Source organism: Lactobacillus kalixensis DSM 16043 (assembly GCF_001434335.1).
Classification (GTDB): domain Bacteria; phylum Bacillota; class Bacilli; order Lactobacillales; family Lactobacillaceae; genus Lactobacillus; species Lactobacillus kalixensis.
This window is the reverse complement of record NZ_AZFM01000003.1, coordinates 39,569-64,529: the sequence shown is the minus strand read 5'-3', so window position 1 is coordinate 64,529 and position 24,961 is coordinate 39,569. Positions and strand designations below refer to the sequence as shown.

The 24,961-nt window shown below is 36.5% G+C and carries 33 protein-coding genes, 1 other RNA gene and 1 other annotated feature; of the genes, 3 read left to right on the top strand and 31 right to left on the bottom strand.

Annotated features, from left to right (window positions below):
• Positions 1-80 precede the first annotated feature (80 nt).
• The gene (locus FC46_RS01760) at positions 81-2,006 is read left to right on the top strand and encodes an ABC-F family ATP-binding cassette domain-containing protein (RefSeq protein WP_057797327.1); all 1,926 of its coding nucleotides are present in this window, start codon (positions 81-83) and stop codon (positions 2,004-2,006) included.
• 211 nt (positions 2,007-2,217) lie between these two features.
• Here FC46_RS01760 and FC46_RS10095 read toward each other — a convergent pair whose 3' ends face one another.
• Positions 2,218-2,364: a hypothetical protein gene (locus FC46_RS10095; protein ID WP_157046768.1), complete on the bottom strand. Its 147-nt coding sequence runs from the start codon at positions 2,362-2,364 to the stop codon at positions 2,218-2,220.
• A gap of 203 nt (positions 2,365-2,567) precedes the next feature.
• On the opposite strand from FC46_RS10095, the gene FC46_RS01755 reads away from it, so the two are divergent.
• Positions 2,568-3,755, top strand: a complete 1,188-nt coding sequence (locus FC46_RS01755; RefSeq protein ID WP_057797326.1) for a CaiB/BaiF CoA transferase family protein — start codon at positions 2,568-2,570, stop codon at positions 3,753-3,755.
• Positions 3,756-3,830: 75 nt separating this feature from the next.
• On the opposite strand, the gene tsaD is transcribed toward FC46_RS01755, so the two are convergent.
• From tsaD to rplJ, 21 genes are all read right to left on the bottom strand, one after another.
• On the bottom strand, positions 3,831-4,880 hold the full coding sequence (gene tsaD, locus FC46_RS01750) for a tRNA (adenosine(37)-N6)-threonylcarbamoyltransferase complex transferase subunit TsaD (protein WP_057797325.1): 1,050 nt from the start codon (positions 4,878-4,880) through the stop codon (positions 3,831-3,833).
• A gap of 4 nt (positions 4,881-4,884) precedes the next feature.
• Positions 4,885-5,454: a ribosomal protein S18-alanine N-acetyltransferase gene (gene rimI, locus FC46_RS01745; protein ID WP_057797324.1), complete on the bottom strand. Its 570-nt coding sequence runs from the start codon at positions 5,452-5,454 to the stop codon at positions 4,885-4,887.
• The gene (tsaB, locus tag FC46_RS01740) at positions 5,438-6,175 is read right to left on the bottom strand and encodes a tRNA (adenosine(37)-N6)-threonylcarbamoyltransferase complex dimerization subunit type 1 TsaB (protein WP_057797323.1); all 738 of its coding nucleotides are present in this window, start codon (positions 6,173-6,175) and stop codon (positions 5,438-5,440) included. The genes rimI and tsaB overlap by 17 nt, the downstream gene beginning before the upstream one ends.
• Positions 6,176-6,199: 24 nt before the next feature.
• Positions 6,200-6,718, bottom strand: a complete 519-nt coding sequence (locus FC46_RS01735; protein ID WP_057797322.1) for a folate family ECF transporter S component — start codon at positions 6,716-6,718, stop codon at positions 6,200-6,202.
• A 47-nt stretch (positions 6,719-6,765) separates the two neighbouring features.
• A complete protein-coding gene (locus tag FC46_RS01730) occupies positions 6,766-7,506 on the bottom strand; it encodes an acyl-[acyl-carrier-protein] thioesterase (protein ID WP_057797370.1) in 741 nt (246 codons plus the stop codon).
• 4 nt (positions 7,507-7,510) lie between these two features.
• Positions 7,511-8,365: a 16S rRNA (cytidine(1402)-2'-O)-methyltransferase gene (rsmI, locus tag FC46_RS01725; protein ID WP_057797321.1), complete on the bottom strand. Its 855-nt coding sequence runs from the start codon at positions 8,363-8,365 to the stop codon at positions 7,511-7,513.
• Between the two features lie 4 nt (positions 8,366-8,369).
• The gene (yabA, locus tag FC46_RS01720) at positions 8,370-8,714 is read right to left on the bottom strand and encodes a DNA replication initiation control protein YabA (RefSeq protein WP_057797320.1); all 345 of its coding nucleotides are present in this window, start codon (positions 8,712-8,714) and stop codon (positions 8,370-8,372) included.
• Between the two features lie 8 nt (positions 8,715-8,722).
• A complete protein-coding gene (locus FC46_RS01715; RefSeq protein WP_057797319.1) occupies positions 8,723-9,580 on the bottom strand; it encodes a DNA polymerase III subunit in 858 nt (285 codons plus the stop codon).
• On the bottom strand, positions 9,580-9,900 hold the full coding sequence (locus tag FC46_RS01710) for a cyclic-di-AMP receptor (RefSeq protein ID WP_057797318.1): 321 nt from the start codon (positions 9,898-9,900) through the stop codon (positions 9,580-9,582). The genes FC46_RS01715 and FC46_RS01710 overlap by 1 nt, the downstream gene beginning before the upstream one ends.
• 17 nt (positions 9,901-9,917) lie before the next feature.
• Positions 9,918-10,556 carry a dTMP kinase gene (gene tmk / locus FC46_RS01705; protein ID WP_057797317.1) on the bottom strand — a complete coding sequence of 213 codons (639 nt, stop codon included), beginning with the start codon at positions 10,554-10,556 and terminating at the stop codon, positions 9,918-9,920.
• A gap of 113 nt (positions 10,557-10,669) precedes the next feature.
• Positions 10,670-10,903 (bottom strand): YaaL family protein, encoded by a 234-nt coding sequence (locus tag FC46_RS01700; RefSeq protein WP_057797316.1) that lies wholly within the window; start codon positions 10,901-10,903, stop codon positions 10,670-10,672.
• Complete coding sequence (gene recR, locus FC46_RS01695; RefSeq protein ID WP_057797315.1) at positions 10,903-11,502, bottom strand: recombination mediator RecR; 600 nt, start codon at positions 11,500-11,502, stop codon at positions 10,903-10,905. Before recR ends, FC46_RS01700 begins: the two co-directional genes overlap by 1 nt.
• Entirely contained in the window at positions 11,503-11,823 is a 321-nt protein-coding gene (locus FC46_RS01690) for a YbaB/EbfC family nucleoid-associated protein (RefSeq protein ID WP_057797314.1), read from the bottom strand.
• Positions 11,824-11,879: 56 nt separating this feature from the next.
• Positions 11,880-13,691 (bottom strand): DNA polymerase III subunit gamma/tau, encoded by a 1,812-nt coding sequence (gene dnaX, locus FC46_RS01685; RefSeq protein ID WP_057797313.1) that lies wholly within the window; start codon positions 13,689-13,691, stop codon positions 11,880-11,882.
• A 64-nt stretch (positions 13,692-13,755) separates the two neighbouring features.
• An RNA gene (ffs, locus tag FC46_RS10005) (signal recognition particle sRNA small type) lies at positions 13,756-13,837 on the bottom strand.
• 16 nt (positions 13,838-13,853) lie between these two features.
• Positions 13,854-14,375, bottom strand: a complete 522-nt coding sequence (gene tadA, locus FC46_RS01680; RefSeq protein WP_057797312.1) for a tRNA adenosine(34) deaminase TadA — start codon at positions 14,373-14,375, stop codon at positions 13,854-13,856.
• 72 nt (positions 14,376-14,447) lie between these two features.
• Positions 14,448-14,633: a hypothetical protein gene (locus FC46_RS01675; protein WP_412362728.1), complete on the bottom strand. Its 186-nt coding sequence runs from the start codon at positions 14,631-14,633 to the stop codon at positions 14,448-14,450.
• 109 nt (positions 14,634-14,742) lie between these two features.
• Positions 14,743-15,348 carry a class I SAM-dependent methyltransferase gene (locus FC46_RS01670; RefSeq protein WP_057797310.1) on the bottom strand — a complete coding sequence of 202 codons (606 nt, stop codon included), beginning with the start codon at positions 15,346-15,348 and terminating at the stop codon, positions 14,743-14,745.
• Positions 15,349-15,351: 3 nt separating this feature from the next.
• Positions 15,352-16,206 carry an ion transporter gene (locus FC46_RS01665; protein ID WP_057797369.1) on the bottom strand — a complete coding sequence of 285 codons (855 nt, stop codon included), beginning with the start codon at positions 16,204-16,206 and terminating at the stop codon, positions 15,352-15,354.
• A gap of 76 nt (positions 16,207-16,282) precedes the next feature.
• Entirely contained in the window at positions 16,283-16,645 is a 363-nt protein-coding gene (gene rplL, locus FC46_RS01660) for a 50S ribosomal protein L7/L12 (protein WP_057797309.1), read from the bottom strand.
• Between the two features lie 49 nt (positions 16,646-16,694).
• Positions 16,695-17,207: a 50S ribosomal protein L10 gene (gene rplJ, locus FC46_RS01655; protein WP_057797308.1), complete on the bottom strand. Its 513-nt coding sequence runs from the start codon at positions 17,205-17,207 to the stop codon at positions 16,695-16,697.
• Positions 17,208-17,246: 39 nt separating this feature from the next.
• Positions 17,247-17,370, bottom strand: a sequence feature (ribosomal protein L10 leader region).
• Between the two features lie 85 nt (positions 17,371-17,455).
• Here rplJ and FC46_RS01650 point away from each other — a divergent pair.
• Positions 17,456-17,836: a hypothetical protein gene (locus tag FC46_RS01650; RefSeq protein WP_057797307.1), complete on the top strand. Its 381-nt coding sequence runs from the start codon at positions 17,456-17,458 to the stop codon at positions 17,834-17,836.
• Between the two features lie 14 nt (positions 17,837-17,850).
• Here the strand turns inward: FC46_RS01650 and phoU are convergent, their stop codons facing one another.
• The 9 genes from phoU to nusG form a co-directional block, all read right to left on the bottom strand.
• On the bottom strand, positions 17,851-18,528 hold the full coding sequence (gene phoU / locus FC46_RS01645; protein WP_057797306.1) for a phosphate signaling complex protein PhoU: 678 nt from the start codon (positions 18,526-18,528) through the stop codon (positions 17,851-17,853).
• 14 nt (positions 18,529-18,542) lie between these two features.
• Entirely contained in the window at positions 18,543-19,301 is a 759-nt protein-coding gene (pstB, locus tag FC46_RS01640) for a phosphate ABC transporter ATP-binding protein PstB (RefSeq protein WP_057797305.1), read from the bottom strand.
• 10 nt (positions 19,302-19,311) lie between these two features.
• A complete protein-coding gene (gene pstB / locus FC46_RS01635) occupies positions 19,312-20,109 on the bottom strand; it encodes a phosphate ABC transporter ATP-binding protein PstB (protein ID WP_057797304.1) in 798 nt (265 codons plus the stop codon).
• Between the two features lie 10 nt (positions 20,110-20,119).
• Positions 20,120-21,007, bottom strand: a complete 888-nt coding sequence (gene pstA / locus FC46_RS01630; protein ID WP_057797303.1) for a phosphate ABC transporter permease PstA — start codon at positions 21,005-21,007, stop codon at positions 20,120-20,122.
• Positions 21,008-22,003, bottom strand: a complete 996-nt coding sequence (gene pstC, locus FC46_RS01625) for a phosphate ABC transporter permease subunit PstC (protein ID WP_057797302.1) — start codon at positions 22,001-22,003, stop codon at positions 21,008-21,010.
• A gap of 2 nt (positions 22,004-22,005) precedes the next feature.
• Positions 22,006-22,872: a phosphate ABC transporter substrate-binding protein gene (locus FC46_RS01620; protein WP_057797301.1), complete on the bottom strand. Its 867-nt coding sequence runs from the start codon at positions 22,870-22,872 to the stop codon at positions 22,006-22,008.
• Positions 22,873-22,978: 106 nt separating this feature from the next.
• Positions 22,979-23,671 carry a 50S ribosomal protein L1 gene (gene rplA / locus FC46_RS01615; protein WP_057797300.1) on the bottom strand — a complete coding sequence of 231 codons (693 nt, stop codon included), beginning with the start codon at positions 23,669-23,671 and terminating at the stop codon, positions 22,979-22,981.
• A gap of 80 nt (positions 23,672-23,751) precedes the next feature.
• Positions 23,752-24,177, bottom strand: coding sequence for a 50S ribosomal protein L11 (gene rplK / locus FC46_RS01610; protein WP_057797299.1), 426 nt, complete (start codon positions 24,175-24,177; stop codon positions 23,752-23,754).
• A 125-nt stretch (positions 24,178-24,302) separates the two neighbouring features.
• The gene (gene nusG, locus FC46_RS01605) at positions 24,303-24,857 is read right to left on the bottom strand and encodes a transcription termination/antitermination protein NusG (RefSeq protein WP_057797298.1); all 555 of its coding nucleotides are present in this window, start codon (positions 24,855-24,857) and stop codon (positions 24,303-24,305) included.
• Between the last annotated feature and the right edge of the window lie 104 nt (positions 24,858-24,961).

The following is a 24,961-nucleotide window of genomic DNA, read 5'->3' as shown; positions in this document are numbered from 1 at the left end:
ATATTTTCACAATCACAATATATTTAATTGAAACTAAAAAATTCATCCATATGTTAAAATAATTGTTAGGTGAAGAAATTATGATTATTGCACAAGGGCACGATCTTGAACAACAATTTGGTGCCAATACATTATTTAAAAACGTTAACTTTTCAATCGATTCTAACGCTCGTATTGGTCTTGTTGGACCTAACGGGGTTGGTAAAACTACATTATTAAAGATTATGACTGGTCAGCAAGAACCAACCCATGGTGAATTCACCACTAATAAGGGAATTCAAGTTGGTTATATTGCTCAGGAAAATGCATTAGATGAAGACAAGACTATTTGGGACGAAATGGAAGAAGTCTTCACTCCTTTGATTAATAAAGGAAAAAAGCTAGAAGAAATGCAAATGCAAATTGCTGATCATCCTGAAGACCAAGAACTCTTGAAAAAATACGATCAGATGCAATTTGACTTTGAACAAGAAGGCGGCTACACATATCAATCTGACATCAAGAGTATTTTGAATGGTTTTAAGTTTCCTGAAAATACTTGGCAAAAGATGATTGGTAGTTTATCCGGTGGTGAAAAAACTAGACTGGCTTTTGTTAAGCTACTTTTGAAGAAGCCACCTTTACTTTTACTTGACGAACCAACCAACTACTTGGATTTAGATACATTAGACTGGCTCGAAGGCTTTCTTAAGAACTATAGCGGTGCTATTTTAGTTGTATCCCACGACCAGTATTTCTTGGATCACTTGGCAACGCAGATTTTCGAGTTACAATTTGGAAAATTGACTGCCTTTACTGGTAACTACTCTCAATATGTTGCTGAGCGTGAACTTCGCGATGAAACGCAGCAAGCCGCTTATGAAAAGCAACAAGAAGAAATTAAAAAAGACCAAGAATTTATTCAAAAGAATATGGTCCGTGCCTCTACAACTAAACGAGCACAAAGTCGCCAAAAGAAATTGGATAAAATTGAACGTATTACCCCGCCGAAGTCTAAGAGTAAGGTGAAAATTCACTTTACTAGTGAACGCCCTTCAGGAAAAGAAGTCTTGATCTTCAATGACCTTTCTGTCGGCTATCCTGACAAGACAATGATTTCGAATATTTCTTTCCAAATTAATAAAGGGGATCGTGTTGCTGTCATTGGACCTAACGGAATTGGTAAATCTACTCTTCTTAAGACAATTATGAAGCAATTGACTCCTAAGAAAGGTTCAATTAAATACGGTGCTTCACTTGATATCGGCTACTATGACCAAGAACTTCAAGGTCTCGACCCATCTAAGACTGTAATTGACACTGTCTGGGATCGTCATAAGACTATGCCTGAGCGTGATGTTCGTTCAATTTTAGCTAGTTTCCTATTCACTGCTAAAGATATTGATAAAACAGTTGGTCAACTATCTGGTGGACAAAAAGCGCGTTTAACTTTAACAGTTTTATCACTTGAACATGATAATTTTTTGTTAATGGACGAACCTACCAACCACTTGGACATCGATGCCAAAGAAGTTTTGGAGCAAGCATTGCAAGACTACGATGGTACCTTACTCTTTGTTTCTCACGACCGTTACTTTATTAACAAGTTGGCTAACAAGATTGTCGTATTTGAAAATGGACATGCCAAAGTATATGACGGTAATTACTCTTACTACCTTGATGAAAAAGCTAAGCAAGAAGCTGCAGCTTCTACAAATCTGAATGACAATGAAGCTGATATTACTGTTAAACAAGTTAGTGAGCAAAAGTTGTCATATCAAGAACAAAAACAGCGTGATTCTCAAAAGAGAAAATTACAGCGCGCTGTTGATAATGCTGAAAAGCAAATTGATGAATTAGAAAAACAAGCATCTGAAATTCAAGATGAAATGGCCAATCCAGAGATTGCTTCTAGCTTTGATAAATTAGGACCATTACAAGAAAAATTAACTAAGGTTCAAAATAAAATTGACCAAGCAAATGAAGAATGGGAAAATGTTATGCTTGAATTAGAAGAATTTGAATAAAAAAGTAAAAGGACAGGACTAAGATTGATATAGTTCTGCCCTTTTGGTTTAGTCTGCTTATTATGTTTGAATACGTTAATTTTCTAAGATATTTTCACACTACTTCAAACAATAGCTATTAAAATTTTTCCTCTTAATTTCATTCCGTGTCCTCTTTAATCATTCTCAAATTTTTTAGTAAATGCATATCCTAATAATAAGAAAACAATTACTAAAAAAAACATATTACAATATCCCAACCTGCTTCAATATCATAGTCTACAAAATAATCCACTAAGCCTGCCAAATAAACCAATAATTTTAACATAAACCATTCATTGATGAAGAACTGTATCCACCATAAAATTTTTTGTTTCAAAGTAATCCCCTTCATGTTTTTAAAAAATATATTATGATTAAAACTTTATGTCAACTTTATATTGCTATAATTTAAATATAATTTTGCGTTTTAATGATGCTTTTTTAGAAAAATTCATTCCATATTTTATGAATCTTTTCGTTTTTTCTTTACAAAAATTAGACTAAAATATGCGTAGATGAGTAAATAGAAAGCGTGAAAAAATGGTAGAACCAAATTATGCAAAACTTGAAGCAGCTAATTTACATCTCGATAAAACCAAACCTTACCCATTAGATGGGATTTTAGTTATTGATTTTACTCACGTTTTGTCAGGACCAACTTGTACTCGGATGCTTGCTGATGCTGGTGCACGGGTAATTCATATTGAAAGAAAAACTGGCGATGACACTCGGCATATGGGACCTTACCTTGCCGATGGCTCAAGTGAATATTTTAGAATCTGTAATGCTGGTAAAGAATCAATTGCTTTGGACTTAAAAGATCCTAAAGACCATCAATTGGTTGAAAAAATGATTGCCAAAGCAGATATTGTCGTTGAAAATTTCCGCCCTGGTGTAATGGGCCGGCTGGGTTTTGATCCAGAAGAAATGGTAAAAAAATATCCTAAATTAATCTTTGCTTCGATTTCAGGCTTTGGACAATATGGTCCATGGTCTAAGCAAGCTGCTTATGACACAATCATTCAAGCCGTATCTGGTTTAATGGATGCGACTGGTACCCCTGAAGGTAAACCTACTAGAGTTGGTACTTCAGTATCCGATGTTGTGGCTGGCATAATTGGCTATAGCGCAATTATGACCGCTTTAGTTGCACGTGAGCGCACTGGAAAAGGAACAACAGTTGATGTCTCAATGCTAGACTCGACATTTTCATTAATGGTTCAGGATCTCATGCTTGCCTTAGGGCCACATGAAGTTCCTCACCGTATTGGTAATCGCCACCCTGACATGTATCCGTTCGATACTTTTGATTGTAAAGATGCTCCAATTGCTATTTGCTGCGGTAACGATCACTTATGGGGACTTTTATCCAATGCTTTGAACCATCCAGAATGGATCGAGCAAGCAGAATTTGAAACTAATGACTTAAGAGAAAAAAATTGGCGTAAAGTTAAAGATGTTATGCAAGCTGTTCTCAAAAATAAAGTTGCAACAGATTGGGATAAAATTTTACATGAAGCTGGAGTTCCTGCAGGTCTTGTTCTAAACGTCGATAAAACACGCCGCCTTGATCAAATTATCGACCGCGGCATGGTTAAGACGTTGCCTGATGGCAATGAAGTTCTGGGGTCACCGATGAAGTACGGTACTTGGAACTCATATGGTTTGGAGAAGGATGCACCTAAACTTGATGAAAATGGCGATAAGATTCGCAAGGAATTTGAATAATATAAAAAATGACGGTCGTAATATGTCGAGACCGTCATTTTTTTATAATAAAACTATTCTTTAAAATTTATTTTTCTAATTCAACATGCTATTAGCATATGGTAATTCTAATGATGGATCAGCATTCAAACTCAAATCTGCAAACTGACCATCCTTATAAAGGTTATATGCAGCAGCACCAATCATTGCAGCATTATCACCGCAAAGCTTAAGGTCTGGCAAAATTACCTTTGGTCGTTCATTTTCAGGTAACTTTTCAATTTCTGCACTCATTCGCTCGCGCAAACCGTGGTTAGCAGCAACCCCACCACCCATGATAAAAGTCTTAGGCTTGTATTCTTTGATTGCACGAATCGTCTTGTGAGCAAGAACATCAATCACTGCTGCTTGGAAACTTGCAGCTAAATCATACTTATTTAACTCTTCATGAATTTGATCTGCATGGTGGCATGTGTTAATAAAAGCACTCTTTAAGCCTGAGAATGAGAAGTCATAATCGTTATCTTCAAGCATTGCTCTTGGGAAGTTGAATGTATCTTTCCCCTGATGTGCCCAATTATCAATGGTTTTACCAGCTGGATAATTTACACCAAGTACACGACCAATCTTGTCATATGCTTCACCAGCTGCATCATCACGAGTGTCACCAATAATTTCAAAATGAACTGGATCTTTCATCAAAACAATTTCAGTATGACCACCAGAAACTTGTAAAGCTAAAGCTGGATATTCAATTTCATCTTTTAATTGTGCAGCCATAATGTGCCCCATAATATGGTCAACACCAATCAAAGGGATACCGGTTGCCATTGAAGCGGCTTTAGCTGCGCTTACCCCGATCAAAAGTGCCCCAACAAGACCAGGACCATAAGTAACCGCAATTGCGTCAATGTCATCCCAAGAAGCATTTGCTTCACTCAACGCTTCTTTAGTGATTTGGCTAACTACTTCTATATGATGACGACTAGCCACTTCTGGTACTACCCCGCCAAAGCGTTGATGACTCTTAATTTGAGTGGCTACAACCAAACTTTCAATTTCACGCCCATTTTTGATAACTGCAGTGGATGTTTCATCACAGGAACTTTCGTAGGCTAGGATTCGAACGTCTTTCTTTTCGCTCACAGTGTTAACTTCTTTCTTTTAATTTATGTGGCATGAGCCAACAAACCATATTAACGGCATCTACATCATCTTGATAATAATTCTTTCTGATAAAGGTCGCTTCAAAGCCCAAATCTGAATACAATTTTTTAGCACGATCGTTGTCAATTCTTACTTCAAGGCTAATACACTCACACTTATTATCGCGGGCTTTCTGTATCATTAGGTTTAACAAAAAAGTCCCAATTCCGCGCCCTTGAAAAACAGGTGAGACTGCGATATTAGTAATATGCGCTTCTCTAGTTAAAAACCTCGCCCCAATAAACCCAACTAAGGTTGAGGCTTGGTAAACAACAACGTACAACGAATTTTTTGTCTTTTGTAGTTCAGTTTTAAAAGAAAAACTACTCCAAGGCATTTCTCCCTTGTAAACTTCTCTTTCAAGATCTAACAGGTCTGAATTATTGTTATCTGTCGCCTGCATCACTTGCAATCTTTCCCCACCAATTGTAGTAACAAAGGGAGAAAAATCAGTTGAAATATGATTATTATCAGGATGGAAAAAATGATTGATATTTTTAAACTTCTTCAACATAATCGCTATCTGACCCATATGGCTTACCGGTCTTCTTATGCCAATCAACTTCTGCTTGAGTACGGCGCAAGTAACGTGGTAATAATTCGTCAGGATCAACTGTAGGAGCATTTTCGGCCAATTGACCAATTAAACCCGCATGCAGTACATTTTGATCACTATTTCCAAATTGATATTCTGTTTTTAATTCATTAAATTTATTTTGAGTATTAAGATCATTGCCTAACAAGATAACTTTCTTAGTATCATTTTCTTCAACGTATTCATTAATTGCACTAATCAAGTCATCAATATGATAATGACCATCTGGAATAACATTTTGCAGCACTTGGTTTTCATTTGTAACATATCCACCAGCAAAATAATTATCATTTCTTGCATCTAATGCCGCTACGATTAAGCCATCCGTATCTGCTGATTTAGCCAGTGCTTCTAAAGTTGAAATTCCTACAACATCTTTGTTTAAGATGCTAGCAAACATTTTAACTGTAGTTATTCCAATTCTTAAACCAGTGTAAGAACCAGGTCCAATCGCTACAGCAAAGCGATCGATATTCTTTAATGATAAATTGTTGTCTTTTAAGATTTGGTCAATCATCGGATCAAGATGTTCACTATGATTGCGTTGATCTTGTTCATTTTTTTCAACAATAATCTTTTGTCCGTCATTTAAGGCGACACTCAACTGATTAGTTGCTGTTGAAACACTCAAAATTTTCATATAATTTCTTTCCCTTATTTATAATCACTTTTTTATTTTAACACGAGATAGTGCCTCTAAAACAAAGTAGATCACTACCATCTGAATCCATGGAACAATCAATTCTTTAGGAGCACGCTGAATCAATGCCGCTCTAAAGTCTAATCCATACATAATGTGAATCCAAAGTGTATTCAAAAAGACATTCACAATCACCGTTACTAACAAAACAGCTGCGACAATACGCCAGATTTTAATTGGTTTCTGGTAAAAGAAAAAACTATAGATCATAGGACCAAGCATCGCAGTTAGCGTAAAGCCGATGAAAAAGCCGCCTTGCTGCCCAAAAATTGCAGAAGTTACTAAATCTGCAACGCCACCGCCAATCGCACTCCAGACCGGGCTAAAAAAGTAGCCCAACATTACACTACCAATAAAACCCAGCCCAATTTGAACAGTTGCTGGCCCAAAAGAAATTTTAGATAAAACAACATCCATTGCTACAACAATTCCAAGTAAAACTAGGTTTTGTAAGCTAATTTCAAACCACTTTTTTAACTTCATTCGCATACTCCCTTCTTGGATAAAAAAGCATGACCAAAAGTCATGCCCTAAATCTGTCTCCACGTAATTTCAGAAACTGTTTCTTCCACTCCATCGCTATTCTCAATTGCATGGAAAGTCTTAATTTCAGCGTCTTCTTTTTTAATTACTACACAAGAAAAAGGCTCTTCACCATAAGCTATCTCTTTGTCGAACTTAATATCAATTGTTTTAACAAGGTGCTCACGTAAAAAATCACGATCAAGCATATCAATAAACCAATTAAAATAATGGCTATTAGTTAGATGATGGTTGGTATCAAGATCATCATATCTAACTCGATATCTTCTCTTTCTAGAATATTCTTTTTGTGGTCGTAATCGAGCAAAGAATGGCTGCTTTTTAAGAAGCGGCACGTTAAATCTTTGCATCAACTCTTCATCACATGGAATTAATGACCGCTTCTTCAAGTCAAACATTACCCAACGGCTTTGAACACTAACTAGTATTTCCCCATCCGCGGTACTAATACCAAAATCACGATACTCAAAGAAACGATTATAGCCAGAAGCTTCAGTACTTAAAATCACCTCATCACCAGGCTTTGGCAAATTATTAATTTCAAAATGATATTGGGTAACGACCCAGCCTATCCCTTGCTTTAGTAAATCTTCAGAACCGGCATTTTTTTGAGACAATTGATGCTCTGAAACCTGCATCATCAAATCTACCATTGAAGATAATTTCAAATGTTGGTTTTCATCACAGTCACTGAATTCTATTATATGTTTTTCTGTAAATTTCGTCATTTCATTAGCCTTGATGGTATTCATCATACAACTCGTTCTTAGAAACGTGATGTTCTTTAGCTACTTCTTTAATTGCATCTTTTTTACTCTTGCCTTGATCAACCAAGCCATCAACTAACTTGATTAATTCAGGCCAAGATAATTGCTTTGGTGCTTCAGTATTAGGTGATACCAAAATCACAAATTCTCCGCGAGGGGCATTATTTTCAAAATATTCACTTACTTCTTGAATAGTCCCTCTGACAAATTCTTCATGAATCTTGGTCAATTCTCTTGCAGCCACAATTTGGCGTTCGACTGGCAAGACACTAGCCAAAGTTTGCAAAGTTTTACTTAAGCGATGTGGTGCTTCATAAAAAATTGAAGTTGCTTTGGCTTTATTCATCTGTTCAAAGTAAGGCTTTTGCTCAGAAGCTTTTCTAGGCAAAAAGCCATAGTAGGTAAATGGTTGAGCATCAAAGCCTGAAGCAATTAAAGCTGTTGCAAAAGCTGATGGTCCTGGAAGTGGCACTACTGGAACGTCTTCTTTAATACATTCTTGTACCAAAATATAACCTGGGTCAGAAATCACTGGCATCCCTGCATCACTAATTTCTGCAATGACTGCACCATCTTTCATCATTTGCACTAATTCAGGCGCTCTTTGGACAGAATTATATTTATGAAAAGATAGCATCTTATTATGAACGCCAATTTTTTCCAATAAAATTCCGCTAGTACGAGTATCTTCTGCGGCAATATAATCTGCTTCAGTTAGTACTTTTTTTGCTCTAATAGTAATATCTTCAAGGTTGCCAATCGGAGTGGGAACTAAATATAGTTTTCCCTCTTCTTTGGCGTAACTACTTTGCCTTTGCATTCTTTTAATCCTTTGCTGGTTTCTTCTTTTCACCAAAATTATCTAAAATATCCATACAGAACATGCAGTCTGAGCTGGGATCTCGGTGTGAGCCATAATACATATTACAAATATGATAACCAGAATTATAAATCTGGCGTAATGACTCAAGTCCACTCTGCGTTTTTATAATTGGCTCAGTGCTCTTAGCAGTCATTTTGTCCAATTTTTCTCTTAAAAGCTGATTCTCAACTTTCAGTTCAGTATTTTCTTTAAGAGTTTCAAGAATGTCGTTTTCTAAGCTTTCAATTGTCTTAGTCATTTTAGCCATTGAATCATGAAGCTGCTGCAATTTTGAATAAGGATCCATCACTACACCTACCGTTTCCACTGTAAAGCAAGATAATCTAGTGAATTACGAAAATTAACATTGCTAAAACGCATTTTATCTATTTCTATCAAATATTTTAGCATACGTGCTGCCGCTAGCCGCTTTAGATCATCATCCAGATCTTTTTGTGCAGTTAATTTTAAGAAGAGCAAAACATATTGCTGCTCAGAAGACGTCTTCGCACTATCTGCTAATTTATGAGCACTAACTAAAGCAAGATCATTTTGTTCAAGCATTTCTTCATAAAAATACTTAATCATCTGATCTAATTTTTGGGTATCGCCTAATTCTTCAAGATCATCTTGAGAAAAGCCGTTTTTTAGCAAAATTGCGGTCTTACCACTGGCTTGACTTTCATCAAAAGAAACGACTTGCACCCTTGATCGAACAGTTGGCAAAATCTGATCAGCATTGTTGGTAATTAAAATCGAAGTCACAGGTGCAACAGGCTCTTCCAATAAATTAAGTAAAGCATTTGCAGCTGGCAATGTTAATCTTTGTGCTTCATCAATTAAGAAGAAGCGTCTTGTACTTTCAACCGGACTTTTAGCTAATTCTTCTTTTAAAGGACGAATCTGATCAATTCCTAATGTTTGTTTACCTTCAGGCTTAACTAATAGAACATCGGGATGGTTACCTGATAGAATCTGCTTGCAATTGATGCATGTCCCATCTGGTTTGTTTTCACCGACACAATTAAACAAGCAAGCCAGCCAGTAAGCCGTATTTAACGCTCTATTTTGATCATTATCGACAAATAGATAACTATGGGCTAATTGTTTATTATTAAAAGCCGTCCGTAATAAATCTGCCTGCCTTTTACCAATATTATTTAAATCAATCATTAGAATCGTCTAAATTCATCTACATTAACTACAAAACAAGTAGCACCACCAACTGTAACTTGTACCGGTTGATTCAGCTCCATCCCTGTCGGAATCAAATTAGGTTGTACATATTCTTCTCTAGCTTGAGACTTTTCTTTGATAATCGTAAGAACGTCTTCTACATGTTCTTCTTCGGTACCAATTAGGAAAGTTACATTACCTTCACTTAGGAAGCCACCAGTTGTAGCAAGCTTAGTAGCTCGAATATTATTTTTGACAAAAGCACGTTGTAATTTATTTGCATCATCTTTTTGCACAATTGCAATTACTAACTTCATCAAATCACCCCTTAAAATTAAAACAGTTCTGGTAAATATGACTTAATTAGATTAACTGTATCTTCAACTACTTGTTCTAATGCCTGACTAGCATCAATCGTTTTGATACGATCTGGATACAATTTTTCTACTTCTTTATAACCAGTATAAACCTTTTTATGAAAGGCTAATTTTTCTTGTTCCAAACGATCTTCATTATCTGGCCGTAATTTTTTTATTCGCTTCAAGCCAATTTCAGGATCAAGATCAAAGAAAATTGTTAAATCTGGCTCTAGACCACCTGTTGCAAAATCATTAATTTCTTTAACTTCTTTAATTCCTAAATCACGCCCTGCCCCTTGATAAGCTAATGAACTATCCACAAAACGATCTGAAAAAACAACTTTGCCTTGCATTAAAGCTGGTTTTACAATTTCTTCAACATGTTGACTTCGTGCCGCTGCATAAAGCAAAGCTTCTGTTCGATCATCCATCTTATCATTTTCAGGATCTAAAATAATCTCACGAATCTTTTCAGCAATCTTTGAACCACCCGGCTCACGCGTCACAAGATATTGTGTTTTCATCTCCGGACCAATTTGCTTCAAAACTTCCTGTAAAACTGTACTTTTCCCCGCTCCATCGGGACCTTCAAGACTAATAAAAAAACCTTTCATAAAATCCTCCATGGGTCTATTTTACAGAAGTTTTACTCCTATTAACAGCCCTTATACTTTGAAATTTTTTCACCAAAATAAAAAGCCCATTTTCATGGACTTTTCTATTTAAACTATTGAGTAATGGCATTCGTGATACCACTAAATCTTGTGTGTCGAAGACGAGCTTCATTGTACAAAAAACTGTATTTTGCACGCAAAATTTTACTTGCCACTACATTGTCATCTGACATGTCTAAAGTTGTTTGATCTAAATCTTGCTGAAGAGCAATTTGATTTTGAAGTTTTTCAACCAAAGTAATCAATCTTTGGTCTCCTTCTTCTTTTATCTTATTTCTCTTTGCCATTATAATGATGTTCTTCCTTGTACTGCTCTTTTTAAAGTAATCGAATTAGCATATTCAATATCACTCCCTACAGCAAGTCCTGCTGCTAAACGAGTAACTTTGATTCCAGCAGGTTTAATTAACTTACTGATGTACATTGCAGTTGATTCACCTTCCGGAGTTGAATTGAGTGCTAAAATAACTTCCTTAACTTGATCATTCTTTTGTAAACGTGTAATCAGTGACTTAATATTAATTTCCTCTGGTCCTACCCCATCCATTGGTGATAACACACCGTGAAGAACGTGATAAAGACCATCGTATTCGCCCATTTCTTCAAAAGCCATTACATCTTTTGGTTGTTCAACGACCATAATGGTTGATTGATCGCGATTTGGGTTTGAGCAAATTTCACATGGATCCTTTTCGGTGATATTGCCACAAATTGAACATTGACGCAAGTTTTGCTTTACTTCATCTAGTGCCTTGGCAAAGTCCTTAACATCTTGTTCAGGCATGTCGAGTGTGTAAAAAGCCAATCTTGTTGCTGTTTTTTCACCAATTCCTGGCAATTTCATATAAGAATCAATTAAATGTGCAATTGGCAGAGGATATTGCAATTACATCAAGCCTTTCGTGTACTTACCTAAACTTGCCTTAGTAGCTTCATCAATTTCTGAAATACCCTTGTTAACAGCATCAATGATTAAGTCTTGAAGCATGTCTGGGTCATCTGGATCGATTGCATCCTTATTAATCTTAAGGTCCTTCAATCTGCGGTCACCAGTGAAAGTAGCAACAACTAAGTCATCTGCTGATTTACCAACAAATTCTTGAGCAGTAATGTTTTCTTGTTCTGCTGCCATTTGTTGTTGCAATTTCTTAGCTTGCTTCATCATTGCTTGCATGTTCATTCCGCCAAAGTTTGGTTGTCTACTCATAATAAAAAAATCTCCTTACTATTTTTTACATCTACTTAATTATATCAATTATTATTTTAATCTTTTATATTAACTAAGTCTCCAAATAAATCTTTAGCTTTAGAAATTATTTCTGAATTATCTTCAGCTTCTTCATTTTTTTCTTCAATTGCATCAATGTGTTGCTGTTTTTTAGCTAGCAATTCTTTTTTATGACTTTGGACAAAATCATTACGAACGGCCATCCAATCATTATCAGGCACTAAAACAATTTCATAAGAATGCTTAGTAAACTGCTCAATATAACCAGTTAGTTTGCCGAGTAAATCGCTGTCTGAACTTGCTTTTTCAAACCATAAGGCATATTTACACTTCATAACTACCTGATCAGGGCTAGCTGCTACCGGTTCTAAGACATCAAGTAAAGCCTTTTCTGACACTTCCAAAACAGATAATAAGTCTGGCCATACATCTTTAATTGCATTAAGATCTTCGCGCGTCGCATTTTCAAGCACGTGGTAAACCTGTTTACGATTTTGCTCATTGTTCTTCTTAACCCGCTTAACTGGCTTTTTAGTCTTTTCTTGTGCAATTTCAGCTCGCGTCTTAGTAGGCTTGGTGTGATTATTTTCAGAAGGAAGCTTATAAACTTGATCTTTATTGCTTGATCTTGGTGCAGAAGAAATTTTAGAAAACTTTTCAGTTAAATCAACTACTTGTTTCTTTAAAGCAGAAATTTCTGCTTGCAAGTCATTATTTGCACTTGGCTTAACTGGTGTAACTTGGCTAATTTCAGTAGTGCTATTTGCTGGTGCTTCTTCTTGACTAGCTGCCACTAAAAAGACATCAAGTGGAATCTGTTGCTGGTTAGTATACCGCAAATCATTCAAGGCATTATTAGCTAAGTTAATAATTTTAAAATAGCGGCTACTTGAGAATGATTTGATTTTTTCAGCAAAATCTTCTGTCAAAAAAGTGCTATTATTGTCTGCTCCAGCCTTATTAACAATCAAACTATTAGTGGCTAAATCAATTATTTCATCCAAGATATTCTTAGAACTTGCCCCATCATTTAAAGCTACTTGCGTTTGTTTCAGCGCTTCAGCAGCATCTTCATTTAGTAAGGCAAGCATAATTTTTTCAATATTTTCTTTAGCCGCAAAACCAGTAATTCTTAAAGCATCATCATAATTAACTGAATCGGCTTCATAAGATAAAAGCTGATCCAGAATGCTGAGTGCATCACGCATTCCACCATCTGCAACTTGAGCAATAACAGATAAAGCCTTATCTTCATACTTAATCTGTTCTTGATCCAAAATAAACATCATCCGTTTTTCTAGATCAGCCTTAGAAATTCGTTTGAAGTTGTATCGCTGAGTTCTTGAGATGATAGTTGCTGGAATCTTTTGCAATTCAGTTGTGGCTAAGATAAACACCACATGCTCTGGTGGTTCTTCTAAAGTCTTAAGTAAGGCATTAAAGGCCCCAATCGAGAGCATGTGAACTTCATCAATAATGTAAACCTTATATTTACCTTGAGTCGGTGCGTACTTTACCTTATCGCGAATCTCACGAATTTCATCAACCCCATTGTTAGAAGCTGCGTCAATTTCAATGATATCAGGCATTGCCCCTTCATCAGCAGCTTTACAGTTTTCACATTCATTGCAAGGTTCACCATCTTGCAAATTAGTGCAGTTTAATGCTTTGGCAAAGATCTTGGCACAGGACGTCTTCCCTGTTCCTCTTGGCCCAGAAAACAAAAAAGCATGGGAAATAGTATTTCTTTTGATCGCATTTTTTAAAGTGTCGGTAATGGCTTCTTGGCCAATGACACTATCAAAAGTGCGTGGCCGCCATTTACGATACAGCGCTTGATAAGCCATAAATTCTCTTTCCTAGTAAAAAAACTCCTAACTCGCTTAAGAGCTAAGAGTTTGTTAATTATCGAATAAAGGGCACATGCCCGAACAACCTTAGTGCTGCTACCTTCCGGTCCTGACACAATTCAGAGGCCGAACATTGCCCAACAAATATAATAGCGTATTTTACTCCTGATTTCCACTATTATTGTCTATTTCTTTTTTAGCCTTTGCTTCTTTCTGCTTGCGACGAATTTCTCTGAAAAAATCTTTCAGCATTTGGCTAGCTTGCTCACGGAAAAGTCCGCGATAAACTTGTGGATGATGATTAAACTTTTCCACAGCAAACAAATCGACGACACTGCCAGCTGCACCAGCTTTTGGATCAAGCGCGCCAAAATAAACAGTTCTAACCCGTGAATTAATAATTGCTCCTGCACACATTGGACATGGCTCAAGAGTTACAAATAAACTGCAGTCGATCAAGCGCCATGTTCCTAAGTGTTGACAAGCTTCACGAATTGCAATGATTTCTGCATGCTGGGTTGAATCTTGGTCAAGTTCACGGCGATTATAACCACGACCAATCACATTTCCATCAGGATCGACAATAATCGCACCAATTGGCACTTCATCTTGCTTCTCAGCCTTTTTTGCTTCTTCAAAGGCCAATTGCATGTATTTCTTCTTATCTTCGCTAGACACCAAAAATACTCCTTATTGAATAATCTAGTATCTATCTTAACAAAAAAGCCAGCCCCTTCGACTGACTAATTTATTTTATTGATATAAATTTCCTACGCTGCGGTTTCTGAAGTAGTGGTAGAAGAAAATTCCTTCGATTATCATGTATAGGAAGGTTACGAATGCTGGTGTAGCAGTTTCATTATCACCAAAAATCCAACCTAACATAAAGAATCCACCAATAATAAACATTGCTGCTATGATGTACTTCAAAGCTTTCATAATTGTCTCCCCTAACTATCTTTATTTTCTATAATCTATTATAGATAGAAAAAACACTTTTGAAAGTAGTTTAATCCTGCTCTCATCAGCTATTTAACCGCTTTCTTAATTATCTTTTAACTGCCTTTAAGATATAATAGCCTTTATCTCGAGTAAGGATTTCACAGTTACCAAAAGTTTCAGTTAAAAGCTTACGGGCACTAGGTTCGCCTTGCTTTTTTTGAATAACAACTAAGATTAAACCATTTTGAACAAGATGAGATTTTGCCTCGGATAAAATTTTTGAAACTACTTTTTTCCCTGCACGAATTGGTGGATTAGTTAAGATTAAACCATATTGCTTATCCACTTGTGCATAAATATCAGAAGAAAAAATATTCACATTATCCACATGATTCAGTTCCGCATTCTTCTTAGCTAAAGCCAATCCACGTTCATTTACATCAACCATATCGACTATTTGATCAGGCCAAAATTTAGCTGCAAACAGACCAATTGGGCCATAGCCAGTACCTACGTCAAGAATTCCATCTTTAGGAAAGACTTGTCCTTGCATCGCTTTAATCAAAACGCCTGAGCCATAATCAACTCGCATCTTGGAAAAAACGCCTGCATCAGTATTGAACTTTAAATCTATTCCATTCACATGATAATCCACAACATGTTCATCATGTTTAGCCTCTGGATTTTCTGCAAAATACATTTGGTTTGCCATAATCTATTCCTCGCTTTTATTTTTGGATTCTTTTTTATCTAGCCATTCCTTAAATTTATGCCATTCCGTTTGGTTCTGTGCAGCCTGCAGCTCCTGAATTTGTTCTTCTAATCGCTTGGTCTTTTCAAGCAATTGTTCATTTTGTTTAGTAACGCTATCGAGTTTTTCTATAATCAAATTAAGATTAGTCTTGTTCTCTGAGGCAGTGATCATCGAATTCTTCTTCATAAAATAAGTTGTGATTGAACTTGTAACCATCCCCACGACACCTACTCCAATTAGAATCATTGCCAGAATAACAAGTTTACCGATTAAACTCTTAGGAGAAATCGTATCTGTCGAAATATCACCATACCCGACTGTACTAGCAGTTGTAATTGCCCACCAGAAGGCTTGATCAAGCGACACATGCTCAGTAATTGAAATAGCCACTGAACCCAACATCAAAAAGGCAATACTGAAGTATAACATATAAAGAATTCCATTAGTATGGATAATCTCATGCAATTTTCCCATTAGTCCAGCTAAACGAATTAATCTTAACAAACGAAAATATAGCGCAATATCACCCATTTTGGCAAGTTGCATCCAATTAGTGGCTGCACCCACTGGAATAATCGCTAGAAGATCATAAATATGGGTTTTAATGAATTTTTTCTTATCTTCTGCCAAATAAAGCCGGTAGAAATAATCTATAGCAAAAATCACCAGAATAGTATTATTTAACCAAAACCATCTAGAAGTCTTAATATTGATATCAATTATGGCTGCGAAATCAGTAATAATAAGTGCGATCTCTATGACAGCTAAGATTGCCATAGTCCATTTATATATTTTGGATTTTAGAAAAGTTTTCATGATTAATTCTGATATAAAAAAAGAACTCTGCATTTGCAAAGTTCTTCCTTCTTAAAGTCGTCCAGTTGGACTGTAACTATTTAAGGGTTACAGTTGCGCCAACTTCTTCAAGCTTAGCCTTGATGTCGTTAGCTTCGTCTTCTGAAACGCCTTCCTTAACGTTCTTAGGAGCACCATCAACAAGGTCCTTTGAGTCCTTAAGGCCAAGACCAGTGATGTCACGTACAACCTTAATAACCTTAACCTTTTCTTGACCTGCTGAAGTCAATTCAACATCGAATTCTGACTTAGCAGCACCTGCATCTGCAGCACCTGCAGCAGCAACTGGAGCAGCAGCAGTAACGTCAAATTCTTCTTCAATAGCCTTTACAAGGTCGTTCAATTCAAGGATAGTAGCACCCTTCAAATCTTCAATAATCTTTTCAGTATCTAAAGCCATTTAAGTATCCTCCGAAAAATTAGAATTTAGATATTAAATATAGTCAATCTTATTCAGCTGATTCTTCATCCTTTGATTCAGCAACAGCCTTAACAGCATAAGCGAAGTCGCGTACAGGAGCTTGCAATACAGAAACAAGCATTGAAAGCAAACCTTCGCGGCCAGGGATAGCAGCAAGTTCCTTGATTTCTTCCTTTGAAGTCAACTTACCTTCAAGCATACCACCCTTGATTTCGATAACGTCGAAATCTTCTTCGTACTTAGAAACGATTCTAGCTGGTTCAGTAACATCGTCAGCGTTGTCAGTGTAGATAACAGCAGTAGGACCAACGAAAGTATCGTCAAGACCTTCGATGCCAGCCTTAGCAGCAGCACGTCTTAAGTAGGTATTCTTGATAACCTTCATCTTAACGTCGTTGTCACGAAGTTCCTTACGCATGTTAGTAACTTCTTCAACAGTCAAACCTAAGTAGTTAATTACCAAGATAGCCTTAGCAGCCTTAAGTTCTTCAGCAAAAGCATTAACGAGCTTTTCCTTTTCAGCAATAGCAGCTTTACTCACTTATATTTCACCTCCACGATTTCATTGATAAATTCTATAAAGGCCAATATAAAAACTCCATGCCACAAAGACATGGAGCATAAAAATCTTCATTATCTTCTGGCCTCGGCGGGTTATTGAGGCGTCATGCCACCCGAGTCTTAGGTAGAATTTACTTTAAATAGTATAGCAGCCTAAAATACATCATGCAAGCACAATTTGTACTTTTTTTGATGTGATTAATACAAAAGAATTGAGGGGGGATCAATATGACTGATCAAGATAAAAAAGAGCGAATTTTGAATAAACTCAAAAATATTGTCTACTTTACATTAGGAATTACTGTTTTCTTTTTAAGTATTCGTAGCATTATCCAAGCTCATGGGAATTTTGGCTCAATTATCGCCAACACCATTTGGCTTTTATTAAGTCTAATCGTGATTGTCGAAGGTGCAATTGGAATTAAAAAGAGTTTGGAGAATATACCTAATAAAGCTCGTAAGGTGCAAATTGTTGATTGGATTTTTATTTTAGCCAGTCTAATTTTAGCTAATATCGCCTATTTAGCAGGAAAAAATAATTTAATTATCTTTTTCGGAATAATTTTTATTGCTTCCTGTATCCCTATAAAAGAAAAAGATCTGCAATAGCAGATCTTTTTTAGTTAAATAGTCTTTAATTCAGATGAGTTGTATAGTTCACTCAATTCACCAGTTGTCTTGTAAACAACCCACATTGCTAAGTTAACAATGTGATCTCCAATTCTTTCAAGTAATCTAGTAACTACAAAATAGCTGGATGAAGCAACCGCAGTTGAAGGATCTTTTTCAATTCCGTCAACAATTAGTTTACGAGCACGAACGTAATCGTGATCAATTGTTGAATCTTGAATTGCAACTTCTTTAGCCATCTTACTGTCATCTTGAACATAAGCAGTCAATACTTGAATAAGCATATGGCGAACGTTGTGCGTCATGTTAGAGATAATTTCTTCAACATCAGGAATTCTTGTATTCCCTTTTACACGGATGGTTTCTAAAGCAATACTAATAGCATTTTCACCGATTCTTTCAAGGTCGGTTGCAGCCTTTAAAATACTGATAACAACTCTAAAGTCAGTTGCAACAGGTTGCTGCAATGCCATTAATTTCAAAGCCTTCTTTTGAATATCCAATGATCCAATAGTGATTTTTTCTTCGTCATCAACCATTTCTTGGGCCTTTTTCTTATCATGGTCAACAAAAGCACGGGTAGCTTGATCAATTAATTCATTAACCGAAACACCCATTTCCATGTACTCAGTATTTAGTTTCTTTAATTCATCTAAAAATATTTCGTGCATCTTTTTCTCTCCAATTAACCAAAACGACCGTTAAGATAATCACTAGTGATATCTTTCTTAGGTGCAATAAACATCTCTTCTGTCTTACCGGCTTCAATCAAATTACCATTCATCAGGAAGGCAGTTTGATCAGAAATTCGCCCAGCTTGCTGTAAATTATGAGTCACCATAATAAAAGTATAGTGATGCTTTAACTCCATTAATGTTTCTTCAATTTCACTACTTGAAATTGGGTCAAGCGCACTAGTTGGTTCATCAAGTAAAACAACTTTAGGACGAACTGCTAAAGCTCTAGCAATACAAATACGCTGTTGTTGTCCACCTGAAAAAGCTTGTGCATTACGCTTCAAATTATCTTTGGTTTCTTTCCAAATTGCAGCCTGTTTTAAACTCTCTTCAACTCTTTGATCGATCAGTTCTTTGTCTTTGACTCCTGCAATCCGCAAACCATAAGCCACATTATCATAAACAGAGAATGGAAATGGCGTAGGCTGTTGAAAAACCATACCAACATTCTTACGTAGTTCTACCAAGTCCATTTTAGAACCATAGATATCTTCACCATCAAATAAAATCTCACCAGTAATATTGATATTTTCAATATCGTCATTCATTCGGTTAAGACAACGTAAAAAAGTTGACTTTCCACATCCTGAAGGACCAATTAATGCGGTCAATTCATCTTCATGAAAATTTAGATTGATGCCATGTAAAGCTTCAAATTCACCATAACTTAATTTGACATTTTTTGCAGTTATAACTTCTTTATTCATTCTATTACCTTTAACCGAAACTACCTTGAATATAATCTTCAGTCAGCTGGCCTTTAGGATTAGTGAAAATTTCTGCTGTAGAATTATATTCAATCACATGTCCTAAATGGAAAAATGCAGTATGATCACTAATTCTTGAAGCTTGCTGCATATTATGAGTAACCATAATCATCGTATATTCTGAACGAAGCTGCTTGAGCGTATCTTCTAACTTTGAAGTTGAAACTGGATCTAGCGCACTTGCTGGTTCATCAAGAAGTAAAATTTCCGGTTGAACTGCTAAAGCTCGCGCAATACATAAACGCTGCTGCTGACCACCAGACAAGGCCAAAGCACTTTTATCAAGTTTATCTTTAACTTCATCCCAAAGTGCTGCTGCTCTTAAACTTTCTTCAACAATTCGATCCAACTCATTTTTATCTGTTTTACCATTTGCTTTTAAAGCGTAAACAATATTTTCACGAATTGACTTAGGAAATGGATTAGGTCTTTGGAACACCATCCCAATATTTTTTCTCAGCTCATAAACGTTGATATCTGGCTTGTTAACATCTAATCCGTGAAAAATAATTTTACCATCAATCTTAGCAACCTTATCATTCATTCGATTCAAAGAGCGAAGGAATGTTGATTTACCCGAACCAGATGCTCCAATTAGAGCAGTAATCGAATTTTTCTTAAATTGGAGACTAGCATCGAACAGCTTTTGCACCTTGCCACCATAGAAAACACTTAAGTCTTCCGTAGCAAGAGCACGTTCATCTTTATCGAAAGTCTTGATATAACTTGGCGTTAAATTCTCTTCCATAGCTCCCTCCTTATTTTGCAGCAGTTAACTTCCGGTACAACTTATTTCCTAAGTATCTTGCACCTAAGTTAAATAAGATAACCACAATGACTAATAAAGCAGAAGTAGCAGCTGAAACAACTGTTGCATCTGGAATAATACCTTCAGTGTTTACCTTCCAAATGTGAACTGCTAAAGTTTCGGCTGGCCGCATCACATTTAATGGACTAGTTGGACTAAATGGGTTCCAATCTGCATAATTAACAGTTGACCCACTTTGTCCAGCTGTATAAATTAGTGCGGCAGCTTCACCAAAGATTCTTCCGGCACTTAAAATAAGTCCAGTTAAAATACCTGGTAATGCTGCAGGTAAGACAATCCCGCGAATTGTCTTCCAATTGGATAAGCCTAAGGCAAGACCAGCTTCACGTTGCGTTTGAGGTACACCCTTAATCGCTTCTTCAATATTACTTGTCAAAATTGGTAAGTTAAAGAAAGTTAAGGCAATTGCCCCGGAAATAATTGAAAAGCCCATGCCAAATTGAATAACAAAAAGTAAATAGCCAAACAAACCAACTACAATTGATGGTAATGAACTTAAAATTTCAATAGTTGTTCTGATTAAACTAGTTAACCAGTTATCTTTTGCATATTCAGACAAATAGATGGCAGCACCTAAAGCAATAGGTAAAGAGATGATAGTTGTTAAGACTAATAAATATAAAGAGTTAAAAAGCTGATCTCTGACCCCGCCTCCTGCTTGAAAAGATGAAGCTTCAGAAGTTAAAAAATGCCAAGATAGATGTGGTACACCAGTAATCAGAATGTTACCAAGAATACCAGCTAAGATTAGAACAACAATTGCTACTAAGAAGTAAATAACTCCGGTAGCAATTTTATCTTTACTCTTCTCGCTCATCTATTTCTGACCTCTCTTTCCTACTAAACGCACTAAGATATTAAAGACTAGTGACATAATCAATAAAAGTAATGCTAATGACCATAGGGCGTTGTTAGGTAGTGTGCCCATGACAGTATTACCCATTTGACTAGTCAATTGACTAGTTAAAGTAGCTGATGGACTGATTAAGTTGCTTGGCATCAACACTGCGTTACCGATAACCATTTGTACTGCTAAGGCTTCACCAAAAGCTCTTGCCATCCCGAAAATAACTGCAGTTAAGATTCTAGGAGTAGCTACTTTTAAAATAACTTTATAAATAGTTTGCCAATGCGTTGCCCCAAGTGCTGCAGAAGCTTGTCTAAAATGACCCGGAACTGCCTTTAGCGCATCAACTGTCAATGAAGTAATCGTTGGTAAAACCATCACAAACAATACCAGTGTTGCCGACAGGATACCAAACCCGGTACCACCAAAAATCTTTCTGATTGTTGGTACTACAATCGTTAACCCTAAGAAACCATATACAACAGATGGGATACCAACCAGCAATTCAATTACTGATTGTAAGAAATTTGCACCCTTTTTAGAAGTATATTCAGTCATAAAGACTGCTACAGCAATAGCGAAAGGTGTTGCAACTAATGCTGCCAAAAGCGTTACTGAAAATGATGTAACAATCATTGCAGCCGCACCAACGTGGTTTTTACCTTCGCCTGGATCCCAATCACTTGAAGTTAGGAAATGAATAATATTAACATGATCGCCAAAAAAGGTAGCTAAACCGTGGATTCCAACAAAACCAATAATGGAAACAACTAAAACAATAATTAATAAAATTGCTAGATATGTTAACCCTTTACCCCAATATTCTTGTCTGGTTTCTTTTGAGGGCTTAGTTAACTTATCTACATTAACCCCATTTGGGCCTAATTTATTTAGTTTGACGTGAGGTACTTTTTGATCAGCAATTGCCTGATCAACTACCTCTTTTAATTGATCTTTTTTATCCATTATTAGTTACCTATCTTTGTAATTCGGTTGTTACTATCTCTTTTAACCTTCATTTGGTTAACACTTAAGTAGCCAATCTTAGGAATCAATTCATCTTGAACTTTGTCACTTAACATATAATTGATGAATTTTTGAATTTGCTTATTTGGCTTTCCCTTAGTATACATGTGCTCATATGACCAAAGTGGCCAAGCATTAGTGGTGATATTCTTATTGGTAGGTTTAACACCATCCAAACTAATCTTTTGAATATTCTTATCATTTGCGTATGGGAAAGAAATATATGAAATAGTCCCTGGAGTTGAGCTAACGATCTTCTTAACAGTACCGTTAGAATCTTGCTCTTGAGATCTAACTGCCTTTTTCCCTTTTAACACAATATCTTCAAAAGAACTTCTCGTACCACTACCTTTTGACCGGTTAATAACCGTGATTTCCTCATCTTTTCCACCAACTTGCCTCCAGTTAGTAATTTCACCTGAGAAAATCTTCTCTAATTGTTGCCGACTTAAGTTCTTGACACCTGTGTCTTTATTTGTGATAGGTACAATTCCAACAACTGCAATCGGATGGTCTCTTAATGCGCTGGCTTTAATACCCTTTTGAGTTTCAGCAAAAACATCCGAAGTTCCGATTTCAACTGCTCCTGCTTGTACTTGACTTAACCCTGTCCCCGATCCACCACCTTGGACAACAATATTGCTATTAGGATGGGCGAGACGATAGTCGTTACCTGCTTGTTCAGCAAGTAGCTGCATGGCACTTGAACCAACAATTGTAATTTTTGAACTATTATTTTTACATCCTGTTAAAAATACCATTGCTAAAATTGCAATCATAGTGATGTAAGTCAAACGATGTTTATGCATGGACTGCTCCTTTAAACGTGCTTAAAATCAATTAATGATACCATATAAAAAAAGCACTCTGCAATATTGCGGAGTACTTTTAAAGATAATTATAATCTTAGGTATTTTAGTTCAAGTTTAATGGATCAAGCTTGATACCAGGGCCAAAGGTTGCAGCAACAGCAACACTCTTAATGTATTGACCCTTTGCTGATGCAGGACGAGCACGTAAAATTACGTCACGTAAAGCATCAAAGTTTTCAGCTAATTGTTCTTCAGTAAATGAAACCTTACCAATAGCTGCGTGAATAGCTGCTTGACGGTCAACACGGTATTCTACTTGACCAGCCTTAACGTTCTTAACAGCCTTTTCGATGTCCATGGTTACAGTACCAGTCTTAGGGTTTGGCATTAAACCTTTAGGTCCAAGTACACGACCCAAACGACCAACCTTAGCCATCATCATAGGGGTTGCAACAACAACGTCAAAGTCCAAGTAACCGTTTTGAACCTTTTCAACTAATTCATCAGAACCAACTTCGTCTGCACCTGCAGCCTTAGCTTGTTCAGCTTGAGGACCTTCAGCGAATACGATAACCTTTTGAGTCTTACCAGTACCGTTAGGCAAAACAAGTGAACCACGGATTTGTTGGTCAGCTTGCTTAGGGTCAACACTCAAGTTGTATGATACTTCAACTGAAGCATCAAAGTTAGCGTATGAAGTTTCCTTAACAAGTTTCATAGCTTCTGCTACTGAATATAACTTGTTTGCATCTACTTTTTTAGCAGCTTCTAAATATTTCTTACCATGCTTTGGCATGTTTGATTTCCTCCTTATATATGTGGTCAACCGAGCTTTCTCTTAGCTCTCCCACCTAATGTGTTAATTGAATAACAGGATTAGTCTTCGACTTCGATACCCATACTTCTAGCGGTACCTTCAACCATGCGCATAGCAGCTTCGATATCAGCAGCGTTAAGGTCTTTCATCTTAGTCTCGGCAATTTCCTTGACTTGGGCTTTGGTTACCTTACCAACCTTCTTGGTATTAGGTTCACCAGAAGCCTTTTGGATCTTAGCAGCTTGCTTAAGCAATACTGGTGCTGGTGGAGTCTTAGTAATGAATTCGAATGAACGATCTTCATATACAGTGATGACTACAGGAATAATCATGCCCTTTTGGTCAGCAGTTCTAGCATTGAAGTCCTTAGTAAAACCAACAATGTTAATACCAGCTTGACCCAATGCAGGACCAACAGGTGGTGCAGGTGTTGCAGCACCAGCTGGGATTTGTAACTTAACTACGTTAATAACTTTCTTTGCCACGGTCAAAACCTCCTTGATTCCGTGATGCGGTTAAAATGGAGAATTTACCTACTTCTCCTCCCACAATAATAAACGTACTTTACGTATGTTACCATCGTTTAGCCGCAATTACAATACCTATTTTATTAGTCTTCTAACTTTTTGACTTGGTCAAAATCAAGTTCAGCAGTAGTAGCACGGCCAAACATATCTACTGATACATAAACTTTATACTTATCTGGTTGAATGTCAGTAATCTTACCCTCCATACCATTAAATGCACCTTCAGTAATGGTTACTGATTCTCCTAACTCAAAGTCCACATCAGCTGATCTCTTAGCAGGTGCACCTTGGTTCTTAAGAAGGCGCTCCACTTCTTCATCAAGAAGTGGTGAAGGCTTAGAACCACCACCGTGTGAGCCAACAAATCCGGTTACGTTTGGAGTATTTCTAACAATAAACCAACTTTCGTCAGTCATTACCATTTCAACTAAAACGTATCCTGGGAAAATTTTTTCTTCTACATCTTGCTTTTTACCGCGAACAGTTTCAACTTTTGATTCTTCTGGAACCATTACACGGAAAATGTAATCTTGCATTCCCATGCTTTGTGCACGTGAAAGTAAATCTGACTTAACTTTATCTTCATAGCCAGAATAAGTGTGTAAAACATACCATTGTTTCTTTGCTGTTTCGACCATTTCTTTTCTCCTTAAATTATTGGCAAACAAAAAAACCCCGTCATTCGGAGGTTTTCTTCGTTAAGCTATTATACCACGCTAGTAATCGATTAGCTACGTCAAAC

Excerpts from the sequence above, each read along its gene's own strand:
- FC46_RS01760 (WP_057797327.1), top strand. The coding sequence starts at position 81 with ATGATTATTGCACAAGGGCACGATCTTGAACAACAATTTGGTGCCAAT.
- FC46_RS01755 (WP_057797326.1), top strand. The coding sequence starts at position 2,568 with ATGGTAGAACCAAATTATGCAAAACTTGAAGCAGCTAATTTACATCTC.
- rimI (WP_057797324.1), bottom strand. The coding sequence starts at position 5,454 with ATGTTGAAGAAGTTTAAAAATATCAATCATTTTTTCCATCCTGATAAT.
- tsaB (WP_057797323.1), bottom strand. The coding sequence starts at position 6,175 with ATGAAAATTTTGAGTGTTTCAACAGCAACTAATCAGTTGAGTGTCGCC.
- FC46_RS01735 (WP_057797322.1), bottom strand. The coding sequence starts at position 6,718 with ATGAAGTTAAAAAAGTGGTTTGAAATTAGCTTACAAAACCTAGTTTTA.
- FC46_RS01730 (WP_057797370.1), bottom strand. The coding sequence starts at position 7,506 with ATGACGAAATTTACAGAAAAACATATAATAGAATTCAGTGACTGTGAT.
- rsmI (WP_057797321.1), bottom strand. The coding sequence starts at position 8,365 with ATGCAAAGGCAAAGTAGTTACGCCAAAGAAGAGGGAAAACTATATTTA.
- yabA (WP_057797320.1), bottom strand. The coding sequence starts at position 8,714 with ATGGATCCTTATTCAAAATTGCAGCAGCTTCATGATTCAATGGCTAAA.
- FC46_RS01715 (WP_057797319.1), bottom strand. The coding sequence starts at position 9,580 with ATGATTGATTTAAATAATATTGGTAAAAGGCAGGCAGATTTATTACGG.
- FC46_RS01710 (WP_057797318.1), bottom strand. The coding sequence starts at position 9,900 with ATGAAGTTAGTAATTGCAATTGTGCAAAAAGATGATGCAAATAAATTA.
- tmk (WP_057797317.1), bottom strand. The coding sequence starts at position 10,556 with ATGAAAGGTTTTTTTATTAGTCTTGAAGGTCCCGATGGAGCGGGGAAA.
- FC46_RS01700 (WP_057797316.1), bottom strand. The coding sequence starts at position 10,903 with ATGGCAAAGAGAAATAAGATAAAAGAAGAAGGAGACCAAAGATTGATT.
- FC46_RS01690 (WP_057797314.1), bottom strand. The coding sequence starts at position 11,823 with ATGAGTAGACAACCAAACTTTGGCGGAATGAACATGCAAGCAATGATG.
- dnaX (WP_057797313.1), bottom strand. The coding sequence starts at position 13,691 with ATGGCTTATCAAGCGCTGTATCGTAAATGGCGGCCACGCACTTTTGAT.
- FC46_RS01675 (WP_412362728.1), bottom strand. The coding sequence starts at position 14,633 with ATGAAAGCTTTGAAGTACATCATAGCAGCAATGTTTATTATTGGTGGA.
- FC46_RS01670 (WP_057797310.1), bottom strand. The coding sequence starts at position 15,348 with ATGGCAAACCAAATGTATTTTGCAGAAAATCCAGAGGCTAAACATGAT.
- FC46_RS01665 (WP_057797369.1), bottom strand. The coding sequence starts at position 16,206 with ATGAAAACTTTTCTAAAATCCAAAATATATAAATGGACTATGGCAATC.
- rplL (WP_057797309.1), bottom strand. The coding sequence starts at position 16,645 with ATGGCTTTAGATACTGAAAAGATTATTGAAGATTTGAAGGGTGCTACT.
- FC46_RS01650 (WP_057797307.1), top strand. The coding sequence starts at position 17,456 with ATGACTGATCAAGATAAAAAAGAGCGAATTTTGAATAAACTCAAAAAT.
- phoU (WP_057797306.1), bottom strand. The coding sequence starts at position 18,528 with ATGCACGAAATATTTTTAGATGAATTAAAGAAACTAAATACTGAGTAC.
- pstB (WP_057797305.1), bottom strand. The coding sequence starts at position 19,301 with ATGAATAAAGAAGTTATAACTGCAAAAAATGTCAAATTAAGTTATGGT.
- pstB (WP_057797304.1), bottom strand. The coding sequence starts at position 20,109 with ATGGAAGAGAATTTAACGCCAAGTTATATCAAGACTTTCGATAAAGAT.
- pstA (WP_057797303.1), bottom strand. The coding sequence starts at position 21,007 with ATGAGCGAGAAGAGTAAAGATAAAATTGCTACCGGAGTTATTTACTTC.
- pstC (WP_057797302.1), bottom strand. The coding sequence starts at position 22,003 with ATGGATAAAAAAGATCAATTAAAAGAGGTAGTTGATCAGGCAATTGCT.
- FC46_RS01620 (WP_057797301.1), bottom strand. The coding sequence starts at position 22,872 with ATGCATAAACATCGTTTGACTTACATCACTATGATTGCAATTTTAGCA.
- rplA (WP_057797300.1), bottom strand. The coding sequence starts at position 23,671 with ATGCCAAAGCATGGTAAGAAATATTTAGAAGCTGCTAAAAAAGTAGAT.
- nusG (WP_057797298.1), bottom strand. The coding sequence starts at position 24,857 with ATGGTCGAAACAGCAAAGAAACAATGGTATGTTTTACACACTTATTCT.